Source organism: Actinosynnema sp. NPDC002837 (genome assembly GCF_040295345.1).
In the GTDB taxonomy this organism is placed as follows: Bacteria; Actinomycetota; Actinomycetes; order Mycobacteriales; family Pseudonocardiaceae; genus Actinosynnema.
In genome coordinates this window covers 133660-153880 of sequence record NZ_JBEOVG010000010.1, presented here as the reverse complement: position 1 = coordinate 153880, position 20221 = coordinate 133660, and the positions used below count along the sequence as shown (strand labels likewise).

The 20221-nt window shown below is 72.8% G+C and carries 19 protein-coding genes and 1 pseudogene; 10 read left to right on the top strand and 10 right to left on the bottom strand.

What is annotated here, in order from left to right; all coding sequences use genetic code 11:
- The first annotated feature begins 99 nt into the window (after positions 1-99).
- Positions 100-2661 carry a tetratricopeptide repeat protein gene (locus ABTZ99_RS10560; protein WP_499610241.1) on the top strand — a complete coding sequence of 854 codons (2562 nt, stop codon included), beginning with the start codon at positions 100-102 and terminating at the stop codon, positions 2659-2661.
- A gap of 79 nt (positions 2662-2740) precedes the next feature.
- Here the strand turns inward: ABTZ99_RS10560 and dapD are convergent, their stop codons facing one another.
- Positions 2741-3712 carry a 2,3,4,5-tetrahydropyridine-2,6-dicarboxylate N-succinyltransferase gene (gene dapD / locus ABTZ99_RS10555; protein ID WP_499610239.1) on the bottom strand — a complete coding sequence of 324 codons (972 nt, stop codon included), beginning with the start codon at positions 3710-3712 and terminating at the stop codon, positions 2741-2743.
- A 25-nt stretch (positions 3713-3737) separates the two neighbouring features.
- Between dapD and dapE the strand changes: the two genes are divergently transcribed.
- Positions 3738-4811 carry a succinyl-diaminopimelate desuccinylase gene (dapE, locus tag ABTZ99_RS10550; protein ID WP_498774322.1) on the top strand — a complete coding sequence of 358 codons (1074 nt, stop codon included), beginning with the start codon at positions 3738-3740 and terminating at the stop codon, positions 4809-4811.
- A gap of 10 nt (positions 4812-4821) precedes the next feature.
- Positions 4822-5586 (top strand): LOG family protein, encoded by a 765-nt coding sequence (locus ABTZ99_RS10545; RefSeq protein WP_498774324.1) that lies wholly within the window; start codon positions 4822-4824, stop codon positions 5584-5586.
- A 24-nt stretch (positions 5587-5610) separates the two neighbouring features.
- Here ABTZ99_RS10545 and ABTZ99_RS10540 read toward each other — a convergent pair whose 3' ends face one another.
- The 3 genes from ABTZ99_RS10540 to ABTZ99_RS10530 all read right to left on the bottom strand — a co-directional run bounded on the left by ABTZ99_RS10540 (position 5611) and on the right by ABTZ99_RS10530 (position 8896).
- Positions 5611-6654, bottom strand: a complete 1044-nt coding sequence (locus tag ABTZ99_RS10540) for a DNA glycosylase AlkZ-like family protein (protein WP_499610236.1) — start codon at positions 6652-6654, stop codon at positions 5611-5613.
- Positions 6647-7018, bottom strand: coding sequence for a DUF3224 domain-containing protein (locus ABTZ99_RS10535; RefSeq protein ID WP_498774328.1), 372 nt, complete (start codon positions 7016-7018; stop codon positions 6647-6649). The genes ABTZ99_RS10540 and ABTZ99_RS10535 overlap by 8 nt, the downstream gene beginning before the upstream one ends.
- A gap of 366 nt (positions 7019-7384) precedes the next feature.
- The gene (locus tag ABTZ99_RS10530; protein ID WP_499610233.1) at positions 7385-8896 is read right to left on the bottom strand and encodes a CocE/NonD family hydrolase; all 1512 of its coding nucleotides are present in this window, start codon (positions 8894-8896) and stop codon (positions 7385-7387) included.
- Between the two features lie 211 nt (positions 8897-9107).
- On the opposite strand from ABTZ99_RS10530, the gene folP reads away from it, so the two are divergent.
- Together folP and ABTZ99_RS10520 are read left to right on the top strand one after the other, a co-directional pair.
- Entirely contained in the window at positions 9108-9977 is an 870-nt protein-coding gene (gene folP / locus ABTZ99_RS10525; RefSeq protein WP_499610231.1) for a dihydropteroate synthase, read from the top strand.
- On the top strand, positions 9977-10879 hold the full coding sequence (locus tag ABTZ99_RS10520) for a glucosyl-3-phosphoglycerate synthase (RefSeq protein WP_499610229.1): 903 nt from the start codon (positions 9977-9979) through the stop codon (positions 10877-10879). The genes folP and ABTZ99_RS10520 overlap by 1 nt, the downstream gene beginning before the upstream one ends.
- A gap of 194 nt (positions 10880-11073) precedes the next feature.
- On the opposite strand, the pseudogene ABTZ99_RS10515 reads toward ABTZ99_RS10520, so the two are convergent.
- The 4 genes and pseudogenes from ABTZ99_RS10515 to ABTZ99_RS10500 form a co-directional block, all read right to left on the bottom strand.
- Positions 11074-12198: pseudogene (locus tag ABTZ99_RS10515) on the bottom strand (ATP-binding cassette domain-containing protein); the annotation flags it as partial.
- A 59-nt stretch (positions 12199-12257) separates the two neighbouring features.
- Positions 12258-13883, bottom strand: a complete 1626-nt coding sequence (cydD, locus tag ABTZ99_RS10510; protein ID WP_499610226.1) for a thiol reductant ABC exporter subunit CydD — start codon at positions 13881-13883, stop codon at positions 12258-12260.
- The gene (locus tag ABTZ99_RS10505; protein ID WP_499610223.1) at positions 13870-14715 is read right to left on the bottom strand and encodes a cytochrome d ubiquinol oxidase subunit II; all 846 of its coding nucleotides are present in this window, start codon (positions 14713-14715) and stop codon (positions 13870-13872) included. Before ABTZ99_RS10505 ends, cydD begins: the two co-directional genes overlap by 14 nt.
- 10 nt (positions 14716-14725) lie before the next feature.
- Complete coding sequence (locus ABTZ99_RS10500; protein WP_499610221.1) at positions 14726-15892, bottom strand: cytochrome ubiquinol oxidase subunit I; 1167 nt, start codon at positions 15890-15892, stop codon at positions 14726-14728.
- An 89-nt stretch (positions 15893-15981) separates the two neighbouring features.
- Here ABTZ99_RS10500 and ABTZ99_RS10495 point away from each other — a divergent pair, with 89 nt between their 5' ends.
- From ABTZ99_RS10495 to ABTZ99_RS10475, 5 genes are read left to right on the top strand one after another with little or no spacing between them, the layout of a single operon-like run.
- Entirely contained in the window at positions 15982-16320 is a 339-nt protein-coding gene (locus ABTZ99_RS10495) for a PadR family transcriptional regulator (protein ID WP_053716277.1), read from the top strand.
- Positions 16302-16979, top strand: a complete 678-nt coding sequence (locus ABTZ99_RS10490; protein WP_499610218.1) for a permease prefix domain 1-containing protein — start codon at positions 16302-16304, stop codon at positions 16977-16979. Before ABTZ99_RS10495 ends, ABTZ99_RS10490 begins: the two co-directional genes overlap by 19 nt.
- Positions 16980-17007: 28 nt before the next feature.
- A complete protein-coding gene (locus ABTZ99_RS10485; protein WP_498774346.1) occupies positions 17008-17376 on the top strand; it encodes a DivIVA domain-containing protein in 369 nt (122 codons plus the stop codon).
- On the top strand, positions 17363-17776 hold the full coding sequence (locus tag ABTZ99_RS10480; RefSeq protein ID WP_498774348.1) for an SRPBCC family protein: 414 nt from the start codon (positions 17363-17365) through the stop codon (positions 17774-17776). Before ABTZ99_RS10485 ends, ABTZ99_RS10480 begins: the two co-directional genes overlap by 14 nt.
- Positions 17773-18321: a DNA-3-methyladenine glycosylase I gene (locus tag ABTZ99_RS10475; RefSeq protein ID WP_499610214.1), complete on the top strand. Its 549-nt coding sequence runs from the start codon at positions 17773-17775 to the stop codon at positions 18319-18321. The genes ABTZ99_RS10480 and ABTZ99_RS10475 overlap by 4 nt, the downstream gene beginning before the upstream one ends.
- Positions 18322-18391: 70 nt before the next feature.
- Here the strand turns inward: ABTZ99_RS10475 and ABTZ99_RS10470 are convergent, their stop codons facing one another.
- Both ABTZ99_RS10470 and ABTZ99_RS10465 read right to left on the bottom strand, forming a co-directional pair.
- Positions 18392-19171: an enoyl-CoA hydratase-related protein gene (locus ABTZ99_RS10470; protein WP_498774352.1), complete on the bottom strand. Its 780-nt coding sequence runs from the start codon at positions 19169-19171 to the stop codon at positions 18392-18394.
- Between the two features lie 14 nt (positions 19172-19185).
- A complete protein-coding gene (locus tag ABTZ99_RS10465) occupies positions 19186-19965 on the bottom strand; it encodes a PaaX family transcriptional regulator (protein WP_498774354.1) in 780 nt (259 codons plus the stop codon).
- Positions 19966-20221: the final 256 nt, after the last annotated feature.

The window sequence follows — 20221 nt, the reverse complement described above, 5'->3', positions numbered from 1 at the left end:
TCCTCCGCCCGGCCGTAACGTCCCGCCGCCTCACCCGATGGTGAGGTCGATGGCGCTCGGCACAACGGTGCCGCGGGTCACCGGAACGGCGGGACGGGCGTGGCACGCAGAACGACGGAGCAGGGCCTCCGATTACGCCGTGACGAGCGGTCGGGCAAGCACGTCTGGCGCTGGTCCGCCGCCGCGGTGTTCGTGGCGGGCGCCGCCGTCGTGCTCACGCAGGCGCCGCCGGCCGACCTCGGCAACGGGTGGACGGGGTCGGCTCCCCAGGTCAGCGCCGCCGCGGCCACGTGCGCCATGGTCGTCGCGCTGCTCACGTTCGTCTGCGTGCAGGTGCGGGAGACCCGCAAAGAGCGGCGCGAGCGGCGGGCGCGGGAGAGCGCCGAGTGGACGAGCTTGCGCGAGCACATCCACCTGTTCGTGGACGGCCGCTGCCCGACGGTGCGCGAGGTGACCGACCACGCCGCGGTGGGCGTGACCAGGTCGCTCGACCTGCCCGGTGCCGGTGGCGCGGCCGCTTACGTGCCGCGTGACCTGGATGAGAAGCTGGTCGCGCTGCTGAAGGAGTCCGCTTTCACGCTGCTGCTCGGGGAGTCGAAGGCGGGCAAGACGCGGACGGCGTTCGAGGCGGTCCGGGCCGCGCACCCCGATCGGGCGCTGGTCGTGCCGCGCACCCCGGGCTCGCTGGACGAGCTGATCTCCTTGGGGGTCGACTTCGGCGACTGCGTGGTGTGGCTGGACGACCTGGACCGCTACCTGGGCGCCGGTGGCGTCTCGTTGCAGACCATCACCGCCCTGACCGCCGGCACCTGCCGCGTCGTGGCCACCATGCGCAACAACGCCAAGAGGGTCTACGCGCCGGTCAACGGGCAGGACGGCCCGGAGTGGCGGGTCATCCGGCAGGCCGAGTCCCGGTCGCTGGAGCGGGTGCTCACCGAGGGCGAACTCGACCGGATGGCCGCGGTGCTGCCCCACGTCCCACCGTCCGCGCTGGCGGACCGGGGACTGGCGGAGTACCTGTCCGCGGCGCGTGACTTGGTCGACCGCTTCGACGACGCTGCCTCCGCCAACCCTTGCGGGCACCACCTGGTGCTGGCTGCGGTCGACCTGATGCGCTGCGGGCTCCGCGTCCCCACGACCGCCGACGTGTTCGCGGTGGCCCGGGCGATCCGGCCCGCCACCGAGCCCGAGTGGTCCGACGACGACCTGCACGAGGCGCTGCGCTGGGCGTGCGAGGCGGTCTACGGCACCAGCGCGCTGGTGCGGTCGGCGGACACGGGTCTGCGGGTCTTCGACTACCTGGTCGACGAGGTGGACGCCCGCCGCCAGGACGTCCGCGACGAGGCGTGGGAGTTCGCGGGGGCTGTGACCGGGGAAGCCGAGCGGGTCGACGTCCTGCGGGCCGCCATCGCCTACGAGCGGGTGGACGTCCTCGTGCCGCTGTGCCGCCGGCTGGCGACCAGCCCCGACCCGACGCTCGCCGGCAACGCCCTGTACAACCTGGCGATCCACGAGCGCCGCGGCGGTGACCGGGCGGAGGCCCTGCGGCTGCTGCGCGAGAGCCAGGCGCTCGACTTCCCGTTCGCCTACCACCGGGAGGCCGTGTGGGAGCTGCGGGCGAAGCACTGGCGGAAGGCCGACCGGCTCGCGGAGAAGGCCTTCAAGCTCGGCGACCGGGACGTCGCGTCCATGATGGGGCACCACGCGATGCGCCGGAACGACATGCCCCGGGCCCGGCTTTGGTTGGCGCGCGCGGCCGACCAGGGCAACCGCGACTGCCTGCGGCACCTGGTGGACATCGAAGCCGAGCTGGGCGCGTCGCCGACCGCCCGGACCCGGATCGAGGAAGCGGCGCGTGACGGCGACCCGTTCAGCAGGTTGGCGTTCGCCGAGATCCTGATGCACGAGGGACGCCGGCGCGCGTCCCGCGCCCTGCTGCGCGACCTGCCGTCGGACGACGAGGCCTACCAGCGGCACGCGATGTTCATCGGGCGGATCCACGCCGGCACGGGCAGCACTGCGAAGGCGCTGGAGTGGTACCGGCTGGCCGTCGCGCGGGGCGTCGAAGCCGCCCGGGTGGACCTGGCGATGCTCCTGCTCAAGCGGCCGGGCGAGGCGGGGGAGGCCTGGGACATCCTCCAGGGCGAGGCGGCGGCCGGGTCGCGCAAGGCCAAGCGGGTGCTCGCGCGCGAAGCGGTGCGCCGCCGTGACTGGGCCGAGGCGGAGCGGTGGCTGGTCGAGCTGGCGGGGGGCGACGACCTGCGGTCGACGCACGACCTCGCCCGCCTCTACGAGGTCACCGGCCGCTTGGATGAGGCCGAGAAGCACTTCAGGCGCGCGTTCAAGCAGGGGCACCACCACTGCGCCGACCACGTGGCCGTGCTGGTCCTGGCCCGCCGCGGCTACGAGGAGGCCCGCACGTGGTTGGAGCGGGTGGCGCGCGGGTCGACGTCGATCGCGCGGGTCGTTCCCCTGATCGACGAGCAGTCGGCGCCGTTGATCGCCAGGATTGTCGGCTGGCAGTTCACGCCTCTCGGCCTGCGGGTCCAACGGCTGCTGTGGTCGTCACCGCTGCTGGGCCGCGTGCTGCGGAAGGTGACCGAGACCATGGACGTCCGCCTCTCGGACGTCAAACTCGTCGCCTTCCACACCGACGACTGACCGCGTGTCGAACGCTCAGGACCCCCGAGTTCGACGCTCAGGTCGCCTGAACGCGAACTCGGGGGTTCGGCGCGCGGGGTCAGTCGTTGGCGTGCAGGGCGGCGTTCAGCTCGATGCCCGTGCCCTTGCGGGGCAGGACCTTGACGACGCCGGTGGTCGAGTCGCGGAGGAACAGCAGGTTCGACATGCCCGACAGCTCACCGGCCTTGACGACCGCGCCGTCCGCGCCGGTGACCTTCGTGCCCGCCGTGATGTAGAGGCCGGCCTCCACCACGCAGTCGTCGCCCAACGAGATGCCCACGCCGCCGTTCGCGCCGATCAGGCACCGTTCCCCGACCGAGATGACCTGCTTGCCGCCACCGGACAACGTGCCCATGATCGACGCGCCGCCGCCCACGTCCGAGCCGTCACCGACGACCACACCGGCCGAGATGCGGCCCTCCACCATGGACGTGCCGAGCGTGCCGGCGTTGAAGTTCACGAAGCCCTCGTGCATCACGGTCGTGCCCGACGCCAGGTGCGCGCCCATGCGCACGCGGTCCGCGTCCGCGATCCGCACCCCGGACGGCACGACGTAGTCCACCATCCGGGGGAACTTGTCGACCCCGTACACGGTCACCGGACCACGCGCCCGCAGCCGCAGCCGGGTCTGCTCGAACCCCTCCACCGCGCACGGGCCGAAGTTCGTCCACACCACGTTGTTGAGCAGCCCGAACAGCCCGTCCAGGTTCGCGCCGTGCGGCCGCACGAGCCGCGACGACAGCAGGTGCAGCCGGAGCCACACGTCGTAGGTCGAGGTGGGCGCGTCGGCCAGCGAGCCGATGCCGACCCGGACGCCGACGACCTCGACGTCGCGCTCGGCGTCCGCGCCGAGCTGCTTGGCGGCGGCCTCACCGAGCGCGGCCGAGACCTCCGCGGACGACAGCAGCGCCACACCGGGCTCCGCGTCCCCGAGGGACGGCGACGGGAACCACGTGTCCAGCACAGCGCCGGTAGGGGTGACGGTGGCGAGTCCGACGCCGTACGCGCCGGTGGGGTTTGCGGTGCTCACGGGTGTCAACGGTAACGTGCGCCGCGTGGCCGACACCTTGCACCTCGCCGCCGATCCCGTCGAGCTGACCGCCGCGCTGGTCGACACGCCCAGCGTCTCCGAGGACGAAGCGCGGATCGCCGACCTCGTCGAACGGTCCCTCAAGGACCAGACCGCCCTCGAAGTCACCAGGTCCGGCAACGCCGTGCTGGCCCGCACGAACCTCGGCCGCCCGTCCCGCGTCGTGCTCGCCGGCCACCTCGACACCGTGCCGATCAACGACAACCTGCCGTCCCGCCTGGAGAACGGCATCCTGCACGGCTGCGGCACCGTCGACATGAAGGGCGGCGACGCGGTCATGCTGCACCTCGCCGCCACGGTCGCCGACCCCCGCCACGACCTCACCTTCATCTTCTACGACTGCGAGGAGATCGAGGCCGTCCGCAACGGCCTCGGCCGCATCGAGCGCGAGCTGCCCGAGTGGCTGCACGGCGACCTCGCGATCGTGTGCGAGCCGTCCAACGGCGTGATCGAGGCCGGCTGCCAGGGCACGATCCGCGTCGAGCTCCGCACGAAGGGCGTCCGCGCCCACACCGCGCGCGGCTGGATGGGCGTGAACGCCATCCACGCCATCGGCGACGCCCTGAACCGCCTGGCCGCGTACGAGCCGCGCCAGGTCGAGATCGACGGCTGCCTGTACCGCGAGGGCCTGCAGGCCGTGAAGATCAGCGGCGGCGTCGCGGGCAACGTCGTGCCGGACGAGGCCGTGCTCACGGTCAACCACCGCTTCGCCCCCGACCGCACCCCCGAGCAGGCCGAACAGCACCTGCGCGAGGTGTTCGAGGGCTACGACCTCACGGTCACCGACAGCTCGCCGGGCGCGCTGCCCGGCCTGAACGCGCCGACCACGAAGGAGCTGGTCGACGCCGCCGGCGGCACCCCCGTCGCCAAGCTCGGCTGGACCGACGTGGCCCGCTTCGCCGCCCTCGGCATGCCGGCGGTGAACTTCGGGCCGGGCGACCCGACGCTCGCGCACACGCAGCAGGAGAACGTCCCGGTGCACCAGATCCGGCAGTGCGCCGACGTGCTGCGCCGCTTCCTCGGCCCGGCGCGCGGCTAGACTCCGGCCAATGACGGACAGCGTGGACGAGCACCCCAAGGAGAAGCAGCGCGGACCGGTCGTCCTGCGGCGCGAACGCCGCGACGAGCTGACCACCACGGACCAACGGCTGCTGGACTCGCGCGGCCCGAGCGACTGGGTGCACACCGACCCGTGGCGCGTGCTGCGCATCCAGGCGGAGTTCGTCGAGGGCTTCGGCGCGCTGGCCGAGGTGCCCAGCGCGGTGACCGTGTTCGGCTCCGCCCGCACCGGCCGCGACCACCCCGAGTACGAGACGGGCCGCAAGCTGGGCGGCGCGCTGGCCGAGGCCGGGTTCGCGGTGATCACCGGCGGCGGGCCGGGCGCGATGGAGGCGGTCAACCGGGGCTGCTCGGAGGCGGGCGGGTTCTCCATCGGCCTCGGCATCGAGCTGCCGTTCGAGCAGGGCCTGAACCCGTGGGTCGACCTCGGCGTGAACTTCCGCTACTTCTTCGTGCGCAAGACCATGTTCATCAAGTACTCGCAGGCGTTCATCTGCCTGCCGGGCGGGTTCGGCACGCTCGACGAGCTGTTCGAGGCGTTGACGCTCGTGCAGACGAAGAAGGTCACCAAGTTCCCGGTGGTCCTGTTCGGCAAGGCCTACTGGCAGGGCCTCTACGACTGGGTCCGCGACTCGGTGCTCGCCAGCGGCAAGGTCGGCGAGAAGGACCTCGACCTGCTGTACCTGACCGACGACATCGACGACGCGGTGCGCGTGGTGAACGACGCGCACAAGGCGTGGGCGGACGCGCACTGACCTGGTGGGGTCGCGCGCGTCCCGTCAGCTGACGCGCGCCTCCTCCAGGCCTCGTGCGGCGGCCAACCGCGTCGCCTCCTCCGCGAACATCCCCACGTCCAGCGGCACGAACGGCGACACCTTGACGTCCAGCCGCGCGCCCGTCGCCCTGGCCTGCCAGGTGCCCAGGATCTCGCCGTCCACGAGCAGCGCGCCACGGCGGCCCAGGATGCGCCACACCTGCTTCTGGTGCGCCTTGTCCGGCACGAGCAGGTCGCGGTCGCGCGCGTTCAGGTAGGGGTCCAACGGCGGCAGCAACCGCACCACCTCGGGCTCCGGCGGGTTCTCGAAGGCCGCCATCCGATCGGCCGGCAACCACGCCCGCTTGGACACCGCCACCAGGTCGTCCGGCCACACGTCCTTCACCTCGCGCACCGGCGCGCCGAAGTAGTGCGCCACCTCGGACGGCCCGGCGGGACCGTGCAGCCGCAGGTAGTCCGCGATCAGCGCCTCGAAGCCCTCGTTCGCCCGGGGCACCTCGCGGCGGCCCTCCAGCGGCACGAACGTCACCGTCCTCTCCGCCGGGTCGAACCGCAGGCCGGCGGGCAGCACGGCGAGGCGAAAGACCGGGTCCAGCACGTGCGTGGCGTCGCACCCACGGCACCAGGCGGTGACCTCCGGCCGCACCTTCGCGGTGAGCCGGGACGACGCCTCACCCTTCGTCATCGGCCCGCTCACCACCTCGCGCAACGCCGCCGCGACCTCGTGCAGCACCTCCAGCCCGTCCGCCACCGGCGGCCGGTTCATCCGGGTCACCGCGTCGGCGTCGCTCAACGGCCACAACCGAGCCGCCAACGCCGCCACCTCGTCGGTCCGGTGCCAGTGCGGCGCACCCCGCACGCTCCACGTGAGGGTGAACGCGTCCAACTCCGGCACCGTCGCCAACCGCGCCGCCAACCCCACCACCGCCGACCGCTCGGAGTCCTGGAGCCCGAGGTCGAACACCCGCAACCGGGACGCGTCGGTGACGGACCGGTCGAACTGGTGCGCCGCGACCCGGTACGCGATCACCCGTTCGCGGTCAGCCAAGGTCGGCGTCCAGGATGATGAGCTCGTGCTCCAACCGGGCCGTCCCGGAGATGCCGGCGAGCTCACCGGTCCCCGACCCGGGCACGATGTGCCCCCAGAACTGCGCCCCGTCCGGCGACATGATCGCGCCGTGCTGGAGCACGAACGTCCCAGCCTTCCCCTCAACCGTCCCGGTGAACCTCTCGGTGCCCACGTACCCGGCGGCGCCGTCCGACGGCTGGCACATCGTCAACTCGGCGGTGCTGGTGCCCTCCATCGCGCCGCTGTACGCCTTGTCCACGAGCGCCCGGCCCAGCTGCGGCTCCGCCTCGTCGTAGACGGTCTGGTCCCATCGGGTGATCTTGAACGTCGCCTTCGCTTCCATGCGGGTGATCCTCGCAGGAAATCCTGTCACCCGCTGTCAGCTACCCCCGTCCACTGACGCGCGTTGCCCACACCCTTCCCCAAAGGAAGGGCTTCGTGTCATCCCGCCGACCTGGCTCCGCCCTACCGCGCGTGTCAAGGGGGGCGCTGTTCACCGATGCCCGCACCGTCCACTGATGTCGCCCCCCTTGATACGTGTGGTAGCCCGTAGGGAGGTCGGTGGGATGACACGAAACCCGACCAACAACGGACCCGGCACATCCCCACCCACCGGCCGTCATCCTGCTGATCTGCCCGTCCGGCGAGGACTCTTTAGCTTTCAGCTTTTCGGCCCTCAACCCTTCGGACCTCACCCGCTCGCGAACACTCACCCTCGCGGCACCGTCAACCACGACTCCGCCCCGAACGTCACCGACGACCCCAGCACGCTGTACCCCTCGTACCGGGCATCCACGGTGTCCACGACCAGCACCAACCGGTTCCCGGCCGCCACGTCCCACACCACCGGCTCCAACTCCACGTCCACCACCCGCGCCCCGCTCCCCGCCACCGTCACCGGCTTGTGCGTGACCAACGCACCCAACCCCAGCGCGTTCACCTCGTACAGGTACGCGTACAACGTCGTCCGAGCCGCACTGGGCGTCACCGTCAAGCGCACCCGAGGCGTCCCGCTGACCGTCGTCCCGCGCCACTCCACCGGCCCCCGCCACACCGCCGCCGCACCCCGGTCGATCAACGGCGTGGCCACCCCGACCGGCACCCGCAAGAACCCCTGCAACGCCCCCGACACCAGCACCACCCCGCTCTCCGCGAGCGTCGGCCACCCAGCCGCGATCCGATCACCAGCTCCGAACCGATCCGCCGCCAACGCCACCGCGTCCGTCCGAGCCGTCACCGCCGCCCACGACGCGAACGATCGCCAACCACCACCGTTGCTCGGCTTCACGTGCACGGGCAGCTCCCGCTCGACCCCGTTCGCCGCACCTTTCAAGTGGTGGTCGAACCAACGCCCCACCGACGTCCAGATCTCGTTCGGCAACCCGGCCGCCCCGAACAGCTCCGCCGTCGCGTGGTCACCCGGCGACAGCATCAACCGCTTCGGGCCGGTCAACGCGCCGAAGAAGTCCGTGATCTGGCTCGGCGGGAACAGCCCGTCGTTCCACGCGTTGCCGATCATCACCGCCGCCTTGATCGACGACACGTGCGAAGCGGGTGACCGCGGCGGCGAGATCGGCAGCACGTCGGCGAACCGGTCGTCCCGATAAGCGGCTTCGGCCTCGCGCAGCACCGGCCCCGGCCGTCCGGTCAGCTTCCCGGCCGCCAGCAGCAACTCCACCGCCTGCGCGCTGACCGTCTCGTTCGGGTACAGCGAGCGCCCGAGGTCGGTCCACGTGCTCAGCGCCGCCACCGCCTTGATCCGGGGGTCGCGCGCCGCGGCCAACAACGACTGCCCCGCCCCGTACGAGATCCCCCCGACGCCGATCCGCGCCGGGTCGCCGCCCGCGTGCGCCAAGCCCCAGTCGATCACCCGGCTGACGTCGGCCACCGTGTCCGGCCCGGCCACGTCGATCTCACCCGCCGAGTCGTGGAAGCCGCGCGACGTGTAGCTGATCACCGAGTACCCGGACTCGTACGCCAGCTTCGCCGCCGCCCCGACGTACTCGATGTTGTTCACGCCCCAACTCGACGGCAGCACGATCAACGGGAACGGCCCGCTGCCCCGCCCGGTCGGCGTGACGACGAACGCCTTCAACGGCGTGCCACCCTCACCGGGAACGGTCTCGTACGCGACCGCGAACCCGGGCTCCACCGCCCGGACCGGCGGCGCCACCACGAGCGCCACCACAGCGGCGAACACCAGGGAAAATGATCGGCGCACGAGGTCCTCCTTGACCTTGCCCTTGACTGACCACCCCGCACCCGCACCCGCACCGGCACCGGCACCGGCACCGGAACCAAAACCGGCACCCGCATCAGGACCGTGACCGTGACCGGGATCACGCACCACGCTACCGGCGAGTAAACACGAACCCTACTCACCAGTAGCGGCACACTGTGACACGGATCACGCCACCACCCGACATGGCACGATGCCGCTCATGCGGTTCGGCTCACGAGAAGTCCCCGGAGATCGCGCCCTGGTGATGGCGATCGTCAACCGGACGCGCGACTCGTTCTACGACCGCGGCGCCACGTTCTCCGACGACGCCGCGATGGCCGCGGTGGACCGGGTCGTCGCCGAGGGCGCGGACATCGTCGACATCGGCGGGGTCAAGGCGGGCTCCAAGGGCGAGGTGGTCGACGCCGCCGAGGAGGCGCGCCGCGTCGTGCCGTTCGTCGCCGCGGTCCGCGAACGGCACCCGGACCTGGTCATCAGCGTCGACACGTGGCGGCACGAGGTGGGCCGCGCGGTGTGCGAGGTGGGCGCGGACCTGATCAACGACACGTGGGCGGGCGCGGACCCGGCGCTGGCCGAGGTGGCGGCCGAGTTCGGCGTCGGCATCGTCTGCTCCCACACCGGCGGCCTCCCGCCGCGCACCGACCCGCACCGCGTCCGCTACGCCGACGTGGTCGCGTCCGTGGTGGCGGAACTGGTCGAGCGGGCCGAGCGGATGGTGGCGCTGGGCGTGCCCGCCGAGGGCGTGCTGATCGACCCGACCCACGACTTCGGCAAGAACACCTGGCACGGCCTGGAACTGCTCCGCCGGCTGGACGAGCTCGTGGCCACCGGCTGGCCGGTGCTGATGGCGTTGTCGAACAAGGACTTCGTCGGCGAGACCCTGGGCGCCGACGTCGACGACCGGGTCGACGGCACGCTGGCCGCCACCTCCGTGGCCGCGTGGGCGGGCGCGAAGGTGTTCCGGGCGCACCAGGTGCGCCAGACCAGGCGCGTGGTGGAGATGGTGGCGAGCATCGCGGGCACGCGTCCGCCGGCGCGCGTGCTGAGGGCGCTGGCCTGATGGCGGACTGGTTCGCGGCGAACACCTGGCAGCATCCACAGTGGACTGTTCAAGAACTCCTGGCGCACAAGGGGAGTCGCACGGTCAGCGTGGTCCTGCCCGCGCTCGACGAGGAGGGCACGGTCGGTGACGTGGTGGCCATCGTGCGCCCGCTGCTCGGCGGCCTCGTGGACGAGCTCGTCGTCATCGACTCCGGCTCCACCGACAACACCGCCGAAGTCGCGGCCGCCGCCGGCGCGCGGGTCGTGCACCGGACCGACGTGCTGCCCGACCTGGAACCGCGCCCCGGCAAGGGCGAGGTCCTCTGGCGCTCGTTGGCCGCCACCACCGGCGACCTGGTCGTGTTCCTCGACTCCGACCTGGTCGACCCCGACCCGGAGTTCGTGCCCGCCCTGCTCGGCCCGCTGCTCACCCGCGACGACGTGCACCTGGTGAAGGGCTTCTACCGCCGGCCGCTGCGGCTGGAGAGCACCGGCGGCGGCCGGGTCACCGAACTGGCGGCACGGCCGCTGCTCAACGCCCTGCGGCCCGAGCTGGCGGGTGTCGTGCAGCCGCTGGGCGGCGAGTACGCGGGCACGCGCGACTTCCTGGAGTCGGTGCCGTTCGCGCCCGGCTACGGCGTCGAGATCGGCCTGCTGCTCGACGCGCACACCCGGTACGGCCTGGACGGGATCGCGCAGGTCAACCTGGGCGTGCGCAAGCACCGCAACCGCGACCTGCGCCAGCTCGGGCCGATGGCGGCTCAGATCGCGGTCACCGCGCTGCGCCGCTGCGGCGTGCCGGTGGCGTCGTCGACGCTGACGCAGTTCGTGCCGTTCGACGGCGAGTGGCTGCCGTCGCCGGTGGACGTGCCCGCCGAGGACCGGCCCGCCATGCGCTCGGTGCTCCAGCGGTCGCGGTAGTACCCGTCAACGGCGACCAACTCCTCGTGCGAACCCTCCTGCACCACCCGACCGCCCTCGAACACCACGATCCGGTCGAAGTCGACCAACGGCGCCAGCCGGTGCGTGACCAGCACGACGGCGCCGACACGATCGAGCACCCGACGCAGCACGGCGTCACCGTGGTCGACGGCCAGGCCCTCGACCGGTTCGTCCAGCAGCAGCACGTCCGGGTCGGCCAACAACGCCCGCGCCAGCAGCAGGCGTTGCCGCTGACCGCCGGACAACGCGTCCCCGTCCTCACCCACGACGGTGTCCCACGGGACGTCCAGGTCCACCACCCGGGCGACCCGCTCCAGCTCCTCCCGCGACGCCTCGGGCCGGGCGAGCCGCACGTTCGCCTCCACGGTCGCGTGGAAGACGTGCGCGTCGTCCAGCACGCCCTTGGCGACGCCGGGGTGCGCGGCGGCCAACGCCCGCAGGAACGTGCTCTTCCCGGCCCCGCTGGCGCCCACCACCCCGACCCGGCCCACGGGCAACGCCACGTCCGGCACGGGCGCCGGCACCGCCCGCACCGCCTCCCGCACCCGCCCGACCGACCCGCGCACCTCGGCCCACCGCTGGGCCGCCGCCGCCAGCGGCACCGCCACCTCCAGCACCGCGACCGAGCCGAGCACGACGTGCGCCGGCGCGCCGGACCGCAGGAACGCCACCGCCACCCCGAACTGCACGACCACGGCCACCGCCGCCAACGCCGCCGCGCCGAACCCGCCCCGCCGCTCCCGTTCGGCCACCGCGTCGACCACCCGGCCGGTCGCGTCCAGCTCGCGGTCCAGGGCGCCGAACGCCGTCAGCTCCGCGGCGCCGTCCAGCAGCACGACGGTCCGCTCCGCCAACTCCGACCGCAACGGCGCCAGCGCCCTCAAGTGCCGCACCGCGAGCCCGTACGCGGCCCACGGCACGAGGAATACCGTCACCACCAACCCGATCGCCAACGGCCACGCGAAGCCCGTCGCGACCAACGCCACCGCACCCACCACGACCGCCACCGCGCCGGGCAACGCGCACCGCAGCAGCGCGTCCTGCACACCGTCCACATCGGACACCAGTCGGGTGAGCGCGTCGCCGTCGGCGAGCGGACGGCGCAGCAGCGCGTCGTACACCCGGCCGCGCACCTCCGCCAGGTGCCGCAGCACGGCCGAGTGCCCGGCCAGCCGCTCGGCGTACCGCAGGCCGCCGCGCGCCAGGGCCAGCGCCCGCACCGCCACGATCGCCACCGTCAACGCCGACAGCGGCGGCTGCCCGGCCGCGCGCACCACGAGCCACACGGCGGTGGTCATCAGCCCGATCCCGGCCAGTTCGGCGGCCACGCCGGCGACCACCGCGAGCGCCAGTCGCCTCATCCGAACGCCACCACCCGGTCCACCTCGCCGAGCATCACGGGCCGGTGCGCCACGACGACCGCCGTCCGCCCGGCCGCGAGCCGCCGCGTCGCCCGCAGCACCGCGTCCTCCGTCCCGCCGTCCAACCGGGACGTCGGCTCGTCCAGCAGCAGCATCCGCGCGTCGTCGCGCACCAGCGCCCGCGCCAACGCCACCCGCTGCCGCTCACCGGAGGACAACGGGTGCTCGGCGTCGACCAGGTGCGCCAACCCCATCTCGGCCGCCGCGGTCCGCACGTCTCCCGACGACCCCAGCGCGATGTTCTCGCCGACCGTGCCGGGGAACAGCGTCGGCCGCTGCGGCACCCACGCCACCTGCCGCAACCACGACTCGCGGTCGATCTCCCGCAGGTCCACCCCGCCGACCAGCACCCGTCCCGACGCGGGCGTCACGACCCCCATCAGCACGGCCAGCAACGTGCTCTTCCCGACCCCGCTGGGCCCCACCAGCCCGACCCGCTCACCGGCCGCGATCCGCAACGACACCTCGCCCAACGCCTCCCTGCCCGGGTACCGGACCACGACCCGTTCGACCACGATCTCGGCCGTCCGCAGGTCGGGCGCACGCAACCCACCGACCACCACCGTGCTCGCCCGCGACGTGGCTTGCGCACCTGCGGAGGCCTGCGGCGTGGCCCGCGGCACGGCCTCCAGCACCGCCTGGCCCTCGGCGGAGGCGTGGAACTGCGAACCCGCCGCCCGCAGCGGCAGGTAGGCCTCCGGCGCCAGCAGCAGCACCAGCAGCGCCACCTGCAACGTCACCCCGCCGTGCAGCAGGCGCAACCCCACCGGCACCGCCACCAGCGCCACCGACAACGTCGCCACCAGTTCCAGCACCAACGCCGACAGGAACGCCACCCGCAGCGTCCGCATCGTCGCCGCCGCGTGCGCGCCCGCCATCGCCCGCACGGTCGCCGCCTGCGCCGTCGCCCGCCCGAACACCTTCAACGTCCCCAGCCCGCGCACCACGTCCAGGAAGTGCCCGCCCACCACCGCCAACCCGGCCCACTGCGCGCGCGTCCGATCACGGGTGTGCAGGCCGACCAGCGCGGCGAACACCGGCACCAGCGGCAACGTCACCAGCACCACCACCGCCGACGTCAGGTCCGCGAACGCCAACCGCACCACCACCGCGAACGGCACCACCGCCGCCGCCACCACCTGCGGCAGGTACCCGGCGAAGTACGGCTCGACCGCGTCCACCCCCTTCACCACCAACGTGGTGACCGCCCCGGACGACCCCTCCGCCCCGGACGCCTTCGAAGCCCCGGACGCCCCCTCCGCCCCGGACGCCCCCTCCGCCCCGAACGACCCCTCCGCCCCGGAAGAAATGCAAGACCCCGAAAACTCACGCAACACCCGCTTCCGCAACGCAACCTTCATCGAACTCGCGCAGCGCTGCGTCACCACCCGCCCGCCCCACACCAAACCCCCGCGCACCAGGACCACCGCCATCACCCACCACGCCGACAACCCACCCGCCACCACCGCCGCCACCACCTCGGCCTGCGCCAACACCACCGCCGCCGTCAGCACCGCCAGCACCACCAAGACGACGACGTACCCCCGGTCAACGTGCCGCACGGGACATCCGCCAAGTCGCCCACTGGAACCCGAGCACCAACGGCACCACCACGACCGCCGCCCAGGTCAGCACCCGCAACGTCGACACCTCCGCCATCACCGACACCGTCACCACCGACCGCGCCCCGAACACCCCCACCACGGGCACCGCGCACAGCACCGCGCCGCACCCGAAAGCCACCCGGTACCGCCCCGCCCGCAACGCCGCCCACACCCCGCCCAACAACCCCAGCGCGACCACCGCCGCCACCCCGAACGCGGGCACGGGCACCGACCCGGCCGTGGCCACCGCCGCCACCGCGAAACCCGCACCCGGCAGCACCAGGAACCCCGCGATCCGCACCGCCCGCGCCCGCAACCCGCCCGACAACCGCCAAGCCAGGAAAACCGCCCCGTGCAACGAGAACAGCACCAGCATCCCCGCGCCCCACAACCACACCGGCCCGCCGAGCACCCGCCCCAGCAGCACGCCCCACCCCACGGCGACCACCAGCGCGCCGCCCACCAGCGGGACGTCCCAACCGGGTGACCGCAACTGCACCGCCACCGTGAAGCACACCAGCCCGGCCAGCAGCACCGCGAACACCGTGTGCTGCGACGACAGCAGCTCGCCCTCCAACCGGGGGAACGCGCCGAACAGCACGCCCACGGCCGCGACCAGCCACACCTCGTTGCCGAGGAAGAACGGCGTCACCGCGCGCAGCACCGCCCGTCGCGCCGGCTCGTCCCGCCCGACCAGCCGCAACAACACCCCGACCCCGTAGTCGAACCCGGCCAACGCGAAGTAACCGCAGGTCAGGAACGCCAGCAGGGCAACCCAGACACCTTCCACGACACACCCCTCACAGAGCCGGGACGAGCGGCGACACCGGCGCCTCGTCCGAGGAAACGGGTCCACGGCGCGCCAGCCGGGCGATCAGCACCCAGTCGGCGACCGCGAGCACCGCGAACACGGACGTGAACGCGATGAACGACACGAGCATCTGCTCCGCGCTCACGTGCGACATCGCGTCCTGCGTGGTCAGCACCCCCTGGATCAGCCACGGCTGCCGCCCGACCTCGCGGAACAGCCACCCGCCGATCGCCGCCACGAACGGCAGGGGGATGCCGAGCACCATCAGGTACAGCGGGAACCGCAGCCGCACCACCCAGTCGCGGACCAGCAGCGGCACGGTCGCCCAGCTCACCAGCAGCAGCACGAACCCGATCTGGATCATGAACCCGAGCCCGGTCCCGTCCAGCGCGCCGACCGTGTCGAGCTTGTCCGGCTGGTAGCGCTCCACGATCGGGAACTGCCCGAACCCGAACCCGATCAGCATCGGCGTGGCGAGCGCCGTGAGCACCACGCCCAGCCGCAGCGACCGGCGGAAGAAGTCGACCTCCGTCGTGCGCCGCAGGAAGTGGTAGGCGCTCACGCCGGTCAGGAACACGCCGCCGACGGTCAACGACGCGAAGCACACGTGCAGGAACGCCGTGCCGAACGTCGGGTTGGCCACCAGCGCCGAGAAGTCGACCAGCCGCAGCACGCCGTCCCGCGCCTCGTGCCCCGCCGGGTGCTGCAGGAACGCGTTCGCCATCATGATCCAGAACGCCGAGGCGAACGCGGTCAGCGCGACCAGCCAGATCAGCGCCAGGTGCGCCCACTTGTTCAGCCGGTCCCAGCCGAAGATCCACAGGCCGAGGAACGTCGACTCCAGGAAGAACGCCACCAGCGTCTCCAGCGCCAGCGGCGCGCCGAACACGTCGCCCGCGACGGTCGACAGGCCCGACCAGTTCAGCCCGAACTGGAACTCCATGACGATGCCGGTCGCGATGCCGAGCGCGTAGTTCACCACGTAGAGCCGACCCCAGAAGCGCGTCATCCGGGCGTGCACGGGGTCGGCGGAGAGCGTGGCCCGGGTCTGCATCACCGCCACCGACGTCACCAGTCCGAGCGTCAGCAGCACGAACAGGAAGTGGAACGACGTCGTGGTGGCGAACTGGAGCCGGGCCAGTCCGAGAGCATCCATGAGTAGGGACGGTATATGTAGGCAGACAACCCAACATCGGGGATGTCCCGGATTCCGACCCCGGCCCTGGATCAGTAGAGTGCCTACCCATGAAGTCCGACGCGTTGCGGGGGCATCTGGACGCGCTCCTGCTGGCCACGCTCGACGGCGGCCGGCTGCACGGCTACGCCATCATCGAGGCGCTGCAGCGGCGCAGCGGCGGCGCCCTCGACCTGCCCACCGGCACCGTCTACCCGGCCCTGCGCCGGCTGGAGACCGCCGGCCTGGTGACCAGCGAGTGGAGCACCGTCGGCGGCCGGCAGCGCCGCACCTACCGGCTCACCAAGGCGGGCCAGCGTGCCCTGGCCGCCGAGCGCACCGCGTGGCGCGAGTTCACCACCGCCATCGAGGGCGTGCTGGGAGGTGGGCCGTGGCCGGCCCAGGCGTGATCGACGACTACGTGACCGCCCTGGACCGGCGGCTGCGCGGACCGGACCCGGTCAAGGACGACCTGCTCGCCGAGGCCAGGGACAGCCTCCACGACGCCGCCGCCGCGCACCGCGACCAGGGCTTGGCGGAGGAGGACGCGCAACGCCGCGCCGTCGCCGAGTTCGGCCCGGTCACCGCCATCGCCCGCGAGTACCAGGGCCTGCTCGGCCTCGCCTACGGCGCCCGCACGCTGCGCTCGGTGATGCTGGTGATCCCCCTCGCGTACGTGATGTGGGAGCTCAACCGCCGGTTCTGGATCGGGGCCTGGAACGACTTCGACGCCCCGCCGCCCGACTGGTACCTCGTGGTCGCCCGGTTCAACGACACGTCGGCGTGGCTCGTGGCGGGCGTCGCGGTGCTCGCGCTGCTCGTCGGGCGGCGCCTGGCCCGCACGACGGTCAGCACCCTCACCCTGGCCCGGCTCGCCGGCGTGGTGGCCGTCGTCGCGGTCGGCGTGTCCCTGCTCGGCAACGTGGCGATCCTGGCCGCGACCGCCTACCTGGACGCGACGAGGCTGCTCATGTCGCCCCCGGTGGCCGCCGCGACCGCGTTCTCGTTCGCGATCGCGCTGCGGCTGGCCGTGCTCGCCCGGCGCTGTGTGGTGTTCTCCTCGGTCTGACCGGCGGGGCATGTGTCACGATCGTCACGTGACCTCAGCGCTCATCTACATCGTCGTCATGGCGCTCGTCGCGGCCGTGGTCTTCCTGCTGGCCGCGTTGGTGTTCGGGCGCGGCGAGGAACTGGCGCCGCTGCCGCCGGGTGCGTCGCCGACCCGCCTGCCGTCCGACGACGTGACCCCGGACGACGTGCGCGACCTGAAGTTCCAGCAGGTCCTGCGCGGCTACAAGATGACCGAGGTGGACTGGGCGCTGGACCGCCTGGCCGGCGAGGTCGAACGGCTGCGGGACCGCGTCGCGGAACTGGAGGCCGAGCTGGGCGTCGACCACCGGGCGGCGGCCGACCCCGACCAGGTGGCGGCCGACCCCGAGCGGGAGCCGGAGCATGACCCGGCTTGACCTGCGCGTCGAGGTCGAGGCACCGGCCGCGACCACCTGGGCCGCGCTGACCGACTGGGCGCGGCAGGGCGAGTGGATGCTCGGCACCACCGTCCGCGTGACCAGCGGCGACGGCGCGAGCGAGGGCAGCGGGCTGGCGGCGTTCACCGGCCTCGGCCCGCTCGGGTTCACCGACACCATGCGCATCACCGCGTGGGAGCCGCCGGTGCGCTGCGCCGTGGAGCACACCGGCCGGCTCGTGCGCGGTACCGGCGAGTTCGTCGTCGTCCCCCGCGGTGACGCGCGCAGCGAGCTCGTCTGGTCCGAGGACATCGCGCTACCGCTCAACCTGGCCTTCGCGCCGGGTGTGAAATGGTCGCTGCGCCGCTTCGCCGCCTTCGCCCGGGAGTACTCCGCATGACCGACCTCGTCCGCTGCCCGTGGGGCGACAGCACGCCCGACTACGTCGCCTACCACGACACCGAGTGGGGCGTCGAGCTGCACGGCGAGGCGGCCCTGTTCGAGCGGATGTCGCTCGAGTCGTTCCAGTCGGGTCTGTCCTGGATCACCATCCTGCGCAAGCGCGAGAACTTCCGGGCGGCCTTCGAGGGGTTCAAGCCCGAGCTGGTCGCGCAGTTCGACGCCGCCGACTTCGACCGGCTCATGGCCGACGCGGGCATCGTCCGCAACCGCGCCAAGATCAACGCCACGATCGCCAACGCCCGCGCCGTCGGAGAGCTCGACGTGCCGCTGGACGACCTGCTGTGGTCGTTCGCCCCCGAGCGGCACGAGCGCCCGGCCACGAGCGCCGACGTGCCCGCCGTCACACCCGAGTCGAAGGCGATGGCCAAGGAGCTCAAGCGCCGCGGCTTCGCGTTCCTCGGCCCCACCACCTGCTACGCGCTGATGCAGGCCACCGGCATGGTCGACGACCACATCGCGGCCTGCTTCCGCGCCGCGCCCTAGCCCCCCGGCCGTCCGCTCAGGAAGGGGGCCGACCACCCGCACGAGTGATCCGCCCTGGCCGGTCGAGCCGTCAGCGCCCGGTGAACGCCGGCTTCCGCTTCGCCACGAACGCGGCCACCGCCTCCCGGTGGTCGGCCGTCGCGCCCGCCTCCGCCTGCGTGCGCGCCTCCACGTCCAGCGCCGCCGCCAGCTCGCCGGAGAACGCCATCGCCTCCTTGATCTTGGCGTACGCCGTGGTCGGCCCCGCCGCGAGCTGACGGGCCAGCGCCTGCGCCGTCGACAGCACCTCGCCGTCCGGCACGACCTGGCCCACCATGCCGATCCGCAACGCCTCCTCCGCGCCGACCGGCTGCGCGAGCAGCATCATCTCCATCGCCCGGCCGTGCCCGATCAGCCGCGGCAACGTCCACGACGCGCCCGAGTCCGCGGTCAGCCCCACGTTCGCGAACGCCATCAGGAACTTCGCCCCCGCCCCGGCCACCCGCAGGTCGCACGCGTACGCCAGCGACGCCCCCGCGCCCGCCGCCATCCCGTTCACCGCGGCGATGACCGGCTTCGGCATGCCCACGATCGCCTTGATCAGCGGGTTGTAGTGCTTCTCCACCGTGGTCAACGGCGCCGGGTCGCCCGCCTCCAGCAGCGCGACGTGCTCCTTGAGGTCCTGACCGGCGCAGAACGCCTTCCCCGCGCCGGTGACGACCACCGCCCGCACGGCGTCGTCCGCGGCGGTCTCGACCACGGCCTCGAGGAACCGCTCCTTCAACGCCACCGTGAACGAGTTGAACGACTCGGGCCGGTTCAGCGTGAAGGTGCGAACGCCGTCAGCGTCGTCGATGAGGAGTTCGGACACGGGGTGACCTCCGGTTAGTGGTGTGCGAGGCAGTCGTCGACGAACTTGGCGACCGCCGGCGCGAGGCGGTTGGTGTGCCGGTCGAAGAACTCGGCCGCCTCCGCGCCCGGCCAGCCGGCGGGCAGCAGCTCGCGCGGCAGGCCGGGGTCGCGGAACAGGAACTTGCGCCAGGCGTGCAGGAACCGCTGCGAAGCCGCGAACGCCGCCGCGGGCGACGTACCGTCCACAGCGGACATCACCGGCTCCCACTCGGCCACGAACCGCGCGTAGTCGCGCCCCAGCGTGGCCAGGTCCCACGCGCGGGCCGCCAGCTCCGCCGGGTCGCCCTCGTGCTCGCCGTGGAACGTGCTGCCCACCACGTTCTCCGCGGTGAGCACGTCCGCCAGCTCCGGCGACGGGCGCGGTGCGATCCACGTCACGGGGCCGAGCGCGCCGTAGCCGAGCAACTGCAGCGAGGAAGCAAGCCGGTCGCGCGCCTCGCGGGCCGGCAGCTCCTCCAGCACCACCACGTGCCACCGACCGTCCCAGGTGGACGGCCGGGTGCGGTAGATGCGGGCCGCCGCCTCGTCCAGCCGACGTTCCGCGCGAGGTGTCATCGCGTAGCCGGGGCCGTCCGGCAGGCGGACCGGTTCCAGCCAGCCCTGCCGCACGGTGCGCGACACGGCCGTGCGCACGGCGGGCGCGGCGAAGTCCAGCGGCTCCAGCAACCGGACCAGCGCGGCGATCGTCGCCGCGCCACCCCGCTCGCGGAGGTGGCCGCCGTAGACGTCGAAGAGCGCGGAACGGGCTCGCACGAGAGCCGAGTCTGTCAGGGCCACCCCGCGACACGCCACAAAGCGGTGCACGGTCACGACCAGGTGACGGTCGGCGGTCGTCGCGGAAGTCGTTGGCGCACGGCGATCCTGGCCGTGATCTGCGGCTTGGCGAAGATCGCCTGACCGTCGCCGGCGGGCCGGAAAGATCGGTTCGGTTTCGCTGCCGAGTCCGCATAGGGGAGAATGGCCGGAGTATCCGGCCCTGGTCGGACGGGGAAGATGTTGACGGAGGGAG

What these genes read in the sequence shown, in the direction of transcription:
- ABTZ99_RS10545 (WP_498774324.1), top strand. Translation starts at nt 4,822, where the DNA reads ATGACGGACAGCGTGGACGAGCACCCCAAGGAGAAGCAGCGCGGACCG.
- ABTZ99_RS10535 (WP_498774328.1), bottom strand. Translation starts at nt 7,018, where the DNA reads ATGGAAGCGAAGGCGACGTTCAAGATCACCCGATGGGACCAGACCGTC.
- folP (WP_499610231.1), top strand. Translation starts at nt 9,108, where the DNA reads ATGCCGCTCATGCGGTTCGGCTCACGAGAAGTCCCCGGAGATCGCGCC.
- ABTZ99_RS10520 (WP_499610229.1), top strand. Translation starts at nt 9,977, where the DNA reads ATGGCGGACTGGTTCGCGGCGAACACCTGGCAGCATCCACAGTGGACT.
- ABTZ99_RS10500 (WP_499610221.1), bottom strand. Translation starts at nt 15,892, where the DNA reads ATGGATGCTCTCGGACTGGCCCGGCTCCAGTTCGCCACCACGACGTCG.
- ABTZ99_RS10495 (WP_053716277.1), top strand. Translation starts at nt 15,982, where the DNA reads ATGAAGTCCGACGCGTTGCGGGGGCATCTGGACGCGCTCCTGCTGGCC.
- ABTZ99_RS10480 (WP_498774348.1), top strand. Translation starts at nt 17,363, where the DNA reads ATGACCCGGCTTGACCTGCGCGTCGAGGTCGAGGCACCGGCCGCGACC.
- ABTZ99_RS10475 (WP_499610214.1), top strand. Translation starts at nt 17,773, where the DNA reads ATGACCGACCTCGTCCGCTGCCCGTGGGGCGACAGCACGCCCGACTAC.